The organism is Nostoc sp. LPT, from assembly GCF_017115165.1.
GTDB lineage: Bacteria > Cyanobacteriota > Cyanobacteriia > Cyanobacteriales > Nostocaceae > Nostoc.
This window is the reverse complement of record NZ_JABXKF010000010.1, coordinates 19,047-28,861: the sequence shown is the minus strand read 5'-3', so window position 1 is coordinate 28,861 and position 9,815 is coordinate 19,047. Positions and strand designations below refer to the sequence as shown.

Genomic DNA, 9,815 nt, shown 5'->3' with positions numbered 1-9,815 from the left:
TTGAGGCTTCGGGGGTTGCCTATCCTTCTATGAAGACTCAGACAGCCACAGGGGTCAAACAGGTTCCACTTAGGGGTATTGAAGTTAACCAAACAACCAACAGATGAGACTAGGGGCACATGGGTAATACAGCCTAAAGTCAAACATTGGTTGACTAAATCTAGGAAACTCAATGTTTCCCTAGATGGCTAAGATATTACGTGGCGGTCGAGTAACTAACTTCAATCCCAATAAACACCCTCGCGGGTCACACGGGAGATTCACAGAAACTTCTGATGAACCTAAAGTTACCCGTGAAGATGTTCGGAGGCAATCAAGGGTACTTAAATCCTCTAAAAAGGCTGCTGAGGTTCACCAAGAACGTCTAAAGGTTCACCAAGACCTTACGGATCAGCAAAGGAAAAGATTAGAGTTTTACCGAGGTCTTAATCCTGAGCAACGAAAAAGGTTTCTGGAAGTTTTAAAGGCTAAGAATGCACAATCAGAAGCCACTGTAACCCTAGAAGCACATCCAAAAGAGTCTAAAAAATCCCTGACGCAGACTGAAGTACTGAAGCAATCTAGGGTGCTACGTAGTACTAAAGATGCTGCACGGATTTATCAGGCCAGATTAGAGTTTCTACAGGGGTTAAATCTAGAACAGCGTAGGCGACTACATGAGGTCTTACAGGCACGTAAGGAAGCTAAGGGACTCCAGCGATCGTAGACCAACAGCACTGGGAAGTATTTAGCGGCTAATCCTGACCACCTAAGTGTTAAGGGTAACAGATTAACCATCTGGGACGGTAAGCCAGAGCTATCTTATGGCAAGCCGTTGACCCGGATTAAAGACTTCTGAATACTTCTAAACATACGCGGTTAACCCCTGTGGTGATATAAACCATAGGGGTTCTGACTAGGTAGGTTGACCAAAGAAGCATCGACAGGGGGGCTTGTACTGTTAAGTTACTTAGGGTAAATAACAGTAACTCTATAGTGTTTCTGGTATTTTTAAGTTGCAACTAACCCCGGAGTAATACTGCATTATCATTCGCGGAGTGTTACCAACTATGTAGGCTACTTCAGGTATTGTTAAACCAGACTCTAGCATACGTGTAATAGCTGTATGTCTTAAGTTATTAACTGGGCGATATCGGCCTACTTGTCCCGCGTCGATAAGTTTTTGGATTCTAGGCTGCCATACGTGGGCACAAAGCGTACGAATGTTAACTACCGTGCCTACGGTGCTATGGAATACATAATGATCTATACGCGGCTGATTAGCTAATAATGCTGCGAGGGAAGCATTACAGGGTATTCTACGATGGTCTGAGTTCTTAGTGGGCTTCCTTTGGCGTAAGTCCAGTGAATAACTAGCATTAAAAGTTAAGTGAGTGTATCCTAGCTCAATCTGGCTCCACTGTAGGGCCACGGCTTCAGATGTCCTACAGCCAGTTAGCGCCAGAAACCTAATAAAACTTTCAAAATAGTGCCCATGAAACACATCTAAAATAGCTGATAACTCATTAACGGTGAAGGGGTCTATCTGAGAGTTATTGTTTAACCTTAAGTCTTTATCTAAATCCTTGAAAGTGTTCTCGGACGCTAACCCCCTACTAACTGCCCATCGCATAAGCGCGTTTAACTGTATTAAAAACCGCTTAGTGGTGTCTTCTGATCGGTTAAGTAACAACCAGTGTTTAACTTTTAAAGCTTCAGATGGGTATTTGTGAGGGCATTTATCGAGTAATCCCCCATAATACTTGATGTACTTAAGCTCTAACGTAGTAGATGTCAACTGACCGCTACGAGACTTACAATAACTGTCCCAAAGTTCACTGAGAGTCAACTGTTTATCAATGCCAACTGTGCCCGCCTTTGCTCTTGCCATACTAGTTTCTCTATGCTACTTACTAGGTTCATGAGTAAGTATAAAGTATTATAAAAAACTAAAATATCCTATATTATCAAAAATGTAATAGTTTATATTCGTTAAAAGCTTTATTGGGTCAACACTATGGGTTAACCCATTAATAATCTACTACTTAGAGTACATACATTTATAAATACACTAAAAGGATTTTTTGTACAGATGACCGGGGTAGCTTATTTACTAGGTCACACGGATACAATAATGGTAATGAAGACTTATGGGCACATGATTAATAGACCCGATTTGCCGGACATCCCTATTTGGTAAAAATACAACCATTGAATACCCGCTTATATCTCTCAGGAATCCTGGGGGATTTTTCTATGTCTACCAAAAGGCTACTTAAGATTATTAAGTGCTTAAGATATGTCTAAAATACAGTAATATTACTGCTGTAACCACTGGTTGCATTGGTTATATTGGTTATATCAAAAGGAGAAAAACAAATGTCGAAGGGGATAACGGTTAGGTTTAAAGATGAGGAGTACGAGGAACTTAAAAGACTACATTTCGAGTACTGCCAAAACTTAGGGGAAATGATACCCCTCAACACCTACATAGTTATCAAGCTACTTGCACCTAACGTCAAAAATACTCCTTAATGACCGCAAAACAATAAGCGCTCCCTGAAGGCAATCAGGAAAGCGCTAAGAATCCCGCAGTAAGAACTAACAAACTTAAGGACTTTTAATATTATGACTCAGATTACCCTAGAAACTCAATTAGGCTCCCTAGAAAGACAAGCGGCTGTTAATGAAACTTGGGTTTACATTCCCGTAGTTGAACGAGTTCTCGACAGAATCCTAGAGGAAATGGAAAAGGCTGGCTGGAAATCGGACTATAGCCTTAACAAGATAGATGATTTTGATCGCGAGATTGGAAGCGACTATTGGTCGAAACTAACCCCCAGAAGAAAGAACGCCAAAGTAATATACATTAAGTACTTTTATGCCATCTAGCCGCCCTTAGTCCTTGGCGATCGCCTTACTAGGTATCTGATGGCTCCTGGGTAGACTTTGGTAAAACTCAGTCTACCCTTAATCGTTGATTGCCAAGCAGCCTAAACTGTCTTAAGCTTAAGGCAGTTTTAAGGCAGATTAAGTCAGTTTAGGACTGCTTTGTAAATCTAAAAAGCCCGTGACGAGGATTGAACTCGTGACCTCACCCTTACCAAGGGTGTGCTCTACCACTGAGCCACACGGGCAAAAGATAATTTTGATTTTTCAGTTGTAAGTTACAATGCTGGGAGCTTTCTTCTTTACCCAGTCATTATAACCTATAACTTCGTAAGTGGTGGGCCGGGCTGGATTTGAACCAGCGTAGGCGCTAGCCAACGGATTTACAGTCCGTCTCCATTAACCACTCGGACACCGACCCAATTTGTCTCACGATTTAAGATATTAGCATCATCTTTTATAAATTGCAAGTGGTTAAATAAATAACTTGTGAATAGAGACGCAGTTTTGTCGCGTCTCTACAAATTATCTAAACCTATACTAATTACACACTCATCTCCAGCATTCGTTGCATTGGTCGCAGTGCAGCAAGCCGAATATCCTCTGACATGGTAATTTCGGGAGTACGATTTTTCATTGCCCAGTAAAGCTTTTCTAGGGTGTTTAATCGCATAAACGGACATTCGTTACAAGCGCAGTTATTCATCGGTGGGGCAGGAATAAAATGCTTGTCAGGAGCTAATTTTTGCATTTGGTGAATGATTCCAGGCTCCGTAGCAACGATAAATTCTTTGGTGGGGCTGTTTTGACAATACTTGAGTAAAGCTGCTGTAGAGCCAATAAAGCTGGCGTGGCGCAGTACACTACTTTCACATTCTGGGTGTGCAATCGCCTCTGCTTCGGGATGGGCAATTTTTAACTGGACAATTTTCTTTTCCGAAAAGGTTTCATGGACAACACAGCTACCTTGCCATAGTACCAAATCTCGTCTGGTCTGTTCCATCACATACCGCCCCAAATTCCGATCTGGAGCAAAAATAATCGGCTGTTCCTTTGGTATCTGCTGGACAATTTTCACAGCATTGGAACTGGTGCAAATAATATCGCTCATCGCCTTGATATCAGCAGAGCAGTTGATGTAAGATACCACTAAATGATCTGGATGCGCTGCTTTAAAAGCTGCGAATTCGTCTGGTGGACAACTGTCTGCTAAAGAACAACCAGCATCCAAATCTGGTAAAAGTACTAATTTATCGGGATTAAGTATCTTTGCTGTTTCTGCCATGAAGTGAACACCAGCAAAAACGATCGCATCCGCATTGGTTTTTTCGGCGGCTCTTGCCAGTTGTAATGAATCCCCAATAAAGTCGGCAATATCCTGAATATCTGGCTCTTGATAATAATGTGCCAGGATAACTGCGTTGAGTTCTTTTTTGAGACTTTCAATGGCGGCAAACAAATCTAGTGGTAGTTTACCCAGTTGGGTTTTTTCTCGTTGAGCTAGTGCAGTGGTAAACACAGTTAGGGGGTGCTTTAAATTGCAAATTTATGTCCTGTAAAATTAATTATAGTAGTTTTTACCAAAAATAGTGGGCGGTTGATATTTTAGGGTTGTGTCCAAATCGGGCTGAGTTTCATATCCTGGAGATAGACGGCAAGGAAAGTGGCATGACCAGTCAGAAAACTCAATCGATAAACCTCAAAATTGCTGTAGTTGGAGATATTCACGACCAATGGGAAGTGGAAGATGGCGTTGCACTCAAGCATTTGGGTGTTGACTTAGTGCTGTTTGTCGGGGATTTTGGCAATGAATCGGTGGAAGTGGTCAGAGCGATCGCCTCTCTTGATATTCCCAAAGCAGCCGTAATGGGCAACCATGATGCCTGGTACACTGCTACCGAATGGGGACGCAAAAAAGCTCCTTATGACCGCTCTAAGGAAGACTGGGTACAAGAACAGCTCGATTTATTAGGCCCGTCCCATGTCGGTTACGGTAAGCTGGATTTTCCCACTTGGAATTTAACTGTAGTGGGGGGTCGTCCCTTTACTTGGGGTGGCCCAGAGTGGAAATTCGCGGAAATCTGTAAAGAACGTTACGGTGTAACGAGTTTGGAAGAATCTGCGGATCGCATCTTCAAAGCAGTTAAAAGCGCCGCTTACGAAACGATTATATTTTTGGGTCACAATGGGCCTAGTGGGTTAGGCGATCGCCCCGAAGACCCCTGTGGCAAAGACTGGCATCCAATTGGCGGCGATTTTGGCGATCCAGATTTGGGCGAGGCGATTTCTCAAGCCTTGACTGCTGGTAAAACCATTCCTCTGGTGACATTTGGTCACATGCACCGAGATTTACGCCATACCAAGAAGGTGCAGCGCAAGCCCATTTTTAGAAGTCCAGAAGGGACAATTTACTTAAATGCAGCCACTGTGCCGAGGATTGTGGAAAATGACAGCGAGAAGTTGCGTAATTTTTCCATTGTCACTCTAGAGGCAGGTGTGGTTTCACAAGTTTCCCTAGTTTGGGTGGGGAATGACTACCAGGTGGCTAAGGAGGAAATTTTGTATGAGCGATCGCGTAGTGTGTCGTAGACATTCGCATCCAGTAGTGCAATCTGCGTAGATGATACGATATAGTATTATCTGTCAGCTTTAGTGCTAACCAACAAGAGCGCCTGAATAGCGTCTGAAAGTAGGCTATGCACAAGTTTGACAGATTTATTGGAGAGGTGGCAGAGTGGTCGATTGCGTCCGACTTGAAATCGGATGAGGCTAAAACCTCCGGGAGTTCGAATCTCCCCCTCTCCGTTTAGGAATTAAAAATTAGAAATTAAAAATTAAACATTGAGGAGGATGAGGTTAGGTGGTGCCTTTGGTAGAGATAATGATGGCACCAAGAATTTTTGTTAGTTCTTCGGCTTTGGTTTGGAGTTGGCTAATTCTTTCTTGAGGTACTATTTCGGAAGCAATAAGCAATCTTAACCAATACCGAGTTTCACGGGATTCTTTTAGTGCAATCATGAGCTTGCTGATAAAATCTGCTTTGCTTTGAGCAGCTTGTGCTTCTTCTACATTAGCTCCAATCGATGTTCCTGACCTTAATAACTGTTGAGCAAGGGTTCGTGCTACTCCTGGTTTATCATCTAAAAATTGGCACAATTTGACTATGCGAACTGAAAAAGTAAAAGTGCGATCCAAAATATCTTTTTTCACAGCTATAAGTTAACTACATTTTTTATAAGTTTTTTGCTTTTAGCTGCCTTCCCAACTTCTCTTAAATGTTTAATTTTTATTTGGTAACAGCAAAGTATCCTCAATTTCTTGCCTAACTTCCCGGCTTATATAACAATCACTATTTAGACAGTCCATTAGCAATTTATTGGCATAGTAATACTGTTCTAATAGCATCTTTTGTGCTTTGTTTAACTGCCAGTCATGCCCAATATCGCAATGTTCAATCATAATAGATGTAAGCTGTTCATTCCAAACTTTACCATCAGTTATCCACCAGTGGTTAAACTCTTCAATATCGTTTCTTACAAGTGATAGATCTTTTATTATAGGGGGTAATTGACTTTTGAGGTTGTCAAGCGCAATCTGTAACTCATTGCTAGGATTATGTTTTAAATCAAAATCAGCATTAAAATCAAAGCCATTAGGATAGATAGTGTTTGAGCTTTGTCTAGATGCACAAATTTTTTTGCTCTCAAAATATATCTCAACTACAAAACTCAAGCTTGGAATACCTATACTAAAAATTGTAGGATTACAGGCTTTATAAAAACCGTTGTCTGAAGTACCAGTAAGAGCAAGAGCAAAGGCTAAAATTCGAGGAAAGCGTGTAAAATCTGAAGAATTACTCTTAATAAGATTATTTATTAAAAATAAGTAGATACCTCTGATTTCTGCTGGTTGATATGGCACTATAGCTAAAGAAGATTTTTTAGTTATCCATCTCATCAAATTTTGTAATTGTTCATCCGTGCTGATTAGTCCATCAATTTTATGCTTCATTAACTGTGTTAAATTATCTGCCTTACGTATCATTCCTGCTGTGAGCAAAAAAACTTCGCGCCAACGTTTCTCTGTAATATGGTATAGCAAAGTTTCCCAGGCAGAGTTAGAAACTATTTCTCTTGCGGTGAAATACTCGTGAAATGTTAGGTGAGAAAAGGAATAAATACCTTTTGCTCTTTCTACTAAGAGTCCATGCTGTGCTTCAATAGACTTTAAAACAGCTTCACTATCAAGTTTCAACACTTCTGGATCTGTGTCTGCATCACGTAAGTTACGGATAAAATCAGCAATGTATGTTTCGGCCGTTTTTTGCTTAAAGAAATAATCTTTCTGCTCAAAGGTAGTTAAGCCTATTTGACTCAATAAATCTTCCTTACGCTGCAAAGACAGATTTTTATAGACCTGCTCTCTCTCAATGTTGCGTTTGGCATCCCATTTTTTCAGTAATACATCTAATCCTTCTTGATAAAGTTCAGAACGGTTTGCTGGGAAATCTCCACTATCTCCAAACACCAAACACAGTAATGTCAAAAGTAAAGGACTACTAGCTAGTTCTTGGATTGGTTCATTCTCCTTTAGTTTTTCAATGAATCTTTTGCTTTTAACTGGATCAGTTAACTGGAACCAATTTTGAGCAAAAATTGCTATTTGTTTTTCGTCAAAATCTGCCATTTCTACCTCTGTGAAACTTTCATAAGTGTATTCTTTGGCAGCAATACGACAGGTAATTACAAACTGATTGGTATGAAACAGGTCAGAAAATTCGCGAATTTGTCGTAAAACACGCTTGGTGTCTTCCTCTCGTACTTCATCTAACCCATCCAGCAATACCAATGTTTTACCCTGTTTCAACAGTTTCTCTACTGCCGCACTGGTATGAAGTACCCCAGAGCTTGATAATAGTTGAACAATAAATTTCAAAATATCTGGTTTTTTAGGTGCTTCTGCAAAATCTTTTAATGTGATAAACAAGGGAACTCTGTTTGCTTGAAATCTCCCTTCAATACACTGCATTGCTAGATATTTTAAAAAAGTGGTTTTTCCTGCTCCTGGTTTACCTAAAACCATCAACTTACTATAACGCTGTACAACCTCTAATCCTGAGACTCGTTTCTGTTTTACTCCGCTAAGTCCAAGTCGCTCAAAGTTATCATGGTCACAGCTTTGCATTAATTCTGCAACTTTTAGTCGTCTTCGTCCTGTTATTGTCTCCAGAATATTGACATTTGTGTAAATACCTTGTTTTCCTGTTAACTCAATTGGCTTAGGCATATCTAATACCCTCATGGTTCCGCACTTTTCTTTGATGTAGGGTTTGATTTGTTTGCGGATTTCTTGCACTAAGGTATCAATAGAATCATCTACGTCATCTGTAGTTAAATGACCAGAGGGTTTTTGTTGTGTATATCTTTTGCTCAGATACTCCCGTAAGCGGCTTTCTTTAACAGGGCCATTACCAGTGATGCAAAATTTTTTGTAAATGCCTGTAAGGCAAGTGCTGAGGTTACTTTCAGAAATGTTTAATTCTTGAACTACGTGAACTCTATTCTTACTACGACCGAATATTTTCAGAAAGACTTCTTTCTCTCGGTGCGACAATTCACTGTATTGCTCCAGTTGCTTAAGAAAGTCCTCTGGTATAGACATTGACCACTCCCACAATTACTTATAAGCCAGTGTAGCCAAAGTTTTTATTAAAATGTGGAGTTAACTCAGTGTAAGTCAGGCTAAGTCAAGGTAAGTCAGATAAATAACTACAAAAAAAAATTGCGACATTGAACTCAGTCAAGCTACTGAGGCAATCGCAATGCTAGAAAGACTAATCCCTTTGGTTGTAAATAAGTCTGTTGAAGTTGTTGTTGGAATACTGCTGGAAAAGTTTTGTAAATGGCTACTGAGCGATGCCAATATCAAAAGTGCCAACAACTTTCTGAAAATGCAGATTATTATACTTTATCTTGATTGGATTTTACGAAAAACATCACTAAAATCTCTGTCAGAGCAATCAGAAGAGAAGGATTAAGAAACAGGTGGGTAGTAGAGATAATAAAGCGATCGCATTCACAAACCAAAGGCGATCGCCACTCCCCAAACTTCCATCGTGCTACCATTACCAATAAATTCTTTTGGGAGGTCAATCAATGGCTACCATTCATGCGCTCAATATACCTGATGAGTTATACGAACAACTACAACACTTAGCTAAAGCTGAAAATAACTCAATTGATGCTCAAGTTATTACAATCTTGCAGAACGCTTTGCAGGCAAAAACACAGCCAACGGAAGAGGAAAGGCGAAAAAATGTCCCAAAACTCCTAGAGGAAATTAGTCGCCGTCGCCGCCGCTTGAATCCAGCAGACTTTGGATTACCTGATAGTACTGAACTAATTCGAGAAGACCGCGATAGATGAGCAATCCTCTTAGATGCGTGGTAGATACCAGTGTGTGCATCAAGTATTTTATTGCTGACCCACTGACTGCCAAAGTTAATCAACTCTTCGGTCATCTCGCCAACCACAGACAGAAATTTTTGTTCCAGACCTTTTTTACATTGAGTGTGCTAACACGTTCTGGAAGTATGTCCGTGCAAGGATGTACACTGCTGCTGAGGTTCAGACAGATTTAGCCACTCTGAAAGCTTTTCCGTTACGTGTTGTTTCAACAGCTGATTTGATGGCGGATGCAGTTACTATAAGCTTGAGTTATGGAACTTCTGCCTACGATGCTTCTTATGTCGCGCTTTCCCAGCAGGTAGGTGCTACTTTGCTGACTCTCGACGGTAAGCTGGTGAGGGCAATAGCCGCTTTGTCTTACAATATCTGCTCGTTTAATGATTTCGATGTACCAACATTGCCGTTAATATAGAAGCGATCGCCTTTCCTCACCATATATTCAACCCCAAAGCCTTGGATGAGGCTAAACAAATCGATACA

At 40.6% G+C, this 9,815-nt stretch carries 11 protein-coding genes and 3 tRNA genes; 7 read left to right on the top strand and 7 right to left on the bottom strand.

Annotated features, from left to right (window positions below):
• Positions 1-184: 184 nt before the first annotated feature.
• Positions 185-706 carry a hypothetical protein gene (locus tag HWQ58_RS02240; protein WP_292857166.1) on the top strand — a complete coding sequence of 174 codons (522 nt, stop codon included), beginning with the start codon at positions 185-187 and terminating at the stop codon, positions 704-706.
• Between the two features lie 264 nt (positions 707-970).
• Here the strand turns inward: HWQ58_RS02240 and HWQ58_RS02235 are convergent, their stop codons facing one another.
• On the bottom strand, positions 971-1,870 hold the full coding sequence (locus HWQ58_RS02235; protein WP_292857163.1) for a tyrosine-type recombinase/integrase: 900 nt from the start codon (positions 1,868-1,870) through the stop codon (positions 971-973).
• A gap of 488 nt (positions 1,871-2,358) precedes the next feature.
• Here HWQ58_RS02235 and HWQ58_RS02230 point away from each other — a divergent pair, with 488 nt between their 5' ends.
• Both HWQ58_RS02230 and HWQ58_RS02225 read left to right on the top strand, forming a co-directional pair.
• Positions 2,359-2,514 carry a hypothetical protein gene (locus tag HWQ58_RS02230; RefSeq protein ID WP_292857160.1) on the top strand — a complete coding sequence of 52 codons (156 nt, stop codon included), beginning with the start codon at positions 2,359-2,361 and terminating at the stop codon, positions 2,512-2,514.
• A 93-nt stretch (positions 2,515-2,607) separates the two neighbouring features.
• A complete protein-coding gene (locus HWQ58_RS02225) occupies positions 2,608-2,871 on the top strand; it encodes a hypothetical protein (RefSeq protein ID WP_292857157.1) in 264 nt (87 codons plus the stop codon).
• Positions 2,872-3,044: 173 nt separating this feature from the next.
• On the opposite strand, the gene HWQ58_RS02220 is transcribed toward HWQ58_RS02225, so the two are convergent.
• From HWQ58_RS02220 to nadA, 3 genes are all read right to left on the bottom strand, one after another.
• Positions 3,045-3,116, bottom strand: a tRNA-Thr gene (locus HWQ58_RS02220).
• A gap of 87 nt (positions 3,117-3,203) precedes the next feature.
• Positions 3,204-3,289, bottom strand: a tRNA-Tyr gene (locus tag HWQ58_RS02215).
• Positions 3,290-3,412: 123 nt separating this feature from the next.
• Positions 3,413-4,387, bottom strand: coding sequence for a quinolinate synthase NadA (nadA, locus tag HWQ58_RS02210; RefSeq protein ID WP_292857154.1), 975 nt, complete (start codon positions 4,385-4,387; stop codon positions 3,413-3,415).
• A gap of 149 nt (positions 4,388-4,536) precedes the next feature.
• Between nadA and HWQ58_RS02205 the strand changes: the two genes are divergently transcribed.
• Together HWQ58_RS02205 and HWQ58_RS02200 are read left to right on the top strand one after the other, a co-directional pair.
• Positions 4,537-5,457, top strand: coding sequence for a TIGR04168 family protein (locus HWQ58_RS02205; RefSeq protein WP_292857151.1), 921 nt, complete (start codon positions 4,537-4,539; stop codon positions 5,455-5,457).
• 131 nt (positions 5,458-5,588) lie between these two features.
• Positions 5,589-5,673, top strand: a tRNA-Ser gene (locus HWQ58_RS02200).
• A 51-nt stretch (positions 5,674-5,724) separates the two neighbouring features.
• Here HWQ58_RS02200 and HWQ58_RS02195 read toward each other — a convergent pair.
• The 3 genes from HWQ58_RS02195 to HWQ58_RS02185 form a co-directional block, all read right to left on the bottom strand.
• The gene (locus tag HWQ58_RS02195; protein WP_292857148.1) at positions 5,725-6,078 is read right to left on the bottom strand and encodes a four helix bundle protein; all 354 of its coding nucleotides are present in this window, start codon (positions 6,076-6,078) and stop codon (positions 5,725-5,727) included.
• Positions 6,079-6,147: 69 nt separating this feature from the next.
• Entirely contained in the window at positions 6,148-8,154 is a 2,007-nt protein-coding gene (locus HWQ58_RS02190; protein WP_292857146.1) for an NACHT domain-containing NTPase, read from the bottom strand.
• Between the two features lie 674 nt (positions 8,155-8,828).
• A complete protein-coding gene (locus tag HWQ58_RS02185) occupies positions 8,829-8,993 on the bottom strand; it encodes a hypothetical protein (protein ID WP_292857144.1) in 165 nt (54 codons plus the stop codon).
• 30 nt (positions 8,994-9,023) lie between these two features.
• On the opposite strand from HWQ58_RS02185, the gene HWQ58_RS02180 reads away from it, so the two are divergent.
• Both HWQ58_RS02180 and HWQ58_RS02175 read left to right on the top strand, forming a co-directional pair.
• Positions 9,024-9,293, top strand: coding sequence for a hypothetical protein (locus HWQ58_RS02180; RefSeq protein ID WP_181927931.1), 270 nt, complete (start codon positions 9,024-9,026; stop codon positions 9,291-9,293).
• 115 nt (positions 9,294-9,408) lie between these two features.
• Positions 9,409-9,747, top strand: a complete 339-nt coding sequence (locus HWQ58_RS02175; RefSeq protein WP_366837210.1) for a type II toxin-antitoxin system VapC family toxin — start codon at positions 9,409-9,411, stop codon at positions 9,745-9,747.
• The last annotated feature ends 68 nt before the right edge of the window (positions 9,748-9,815 follow it).

Excerpts from the sequence above, each read along its gene's own strand:
- HWQ58_RS02240 (WP_292857166.1), top strand. The coding sequence starts at position 185 with ATGGCTAAGATATTACGTGGCGGTCGAGTAACTAACTTCAATCCCAAT.
- HWQ58_RS02235 (WP_292857163.1), bottom strand. The coding sequence starts at position 1,870 with ATGGCAAGAGCAAAGGCGGGCACAGTTGGCATTGATAAACAGTTGACT.
- HWQ58_RS02230 (WP_292857160.1), top strand. The coding sequence starts at position 2,359 with ATGTCGAAGGGGATAACGGTTAGGTTTAAAGATGAGGAGTACGAGGAA.
- HWQ58_RS02225 (WP_292857157.1), top strand. The coding sequence starts at position 2,608 with ATGACTCAGATTACCCTAGAAACTCAATTAGGCTCCCTAGAAAGACAA.
- HWQ58_RS02205 (WP_292857151.1), top strand. The coding sequence starts at position 4,537 with ATGACCAGTCAGAAAACTCAATCGATAAACCTCAAAATTGCTGTAGTT.
- HWQ58_RS02190 (WP_292857146.1), bottom strand. The coding sequence starts at position 8,154 with ATGCCTAAGCCAATTGAGTTAACAGGAAAACAAGGTATTTACACAAAT.
- HWQ58_RS02185 (WP_292857144.1), bottom strand. The coding sequence starts at position 8,993 with ATGGTAGCACGATGGAAGTTTGGGGAGTGGCGATCGCCTTTGGTTTGT.
- HWQ58_RS02180 (WP_181927931.1), top strand. The coding sequence starts at position 9,024 with ATGGCTACCATTCATGCGCTCAATATACCTGATGAGTTATACGAACAA.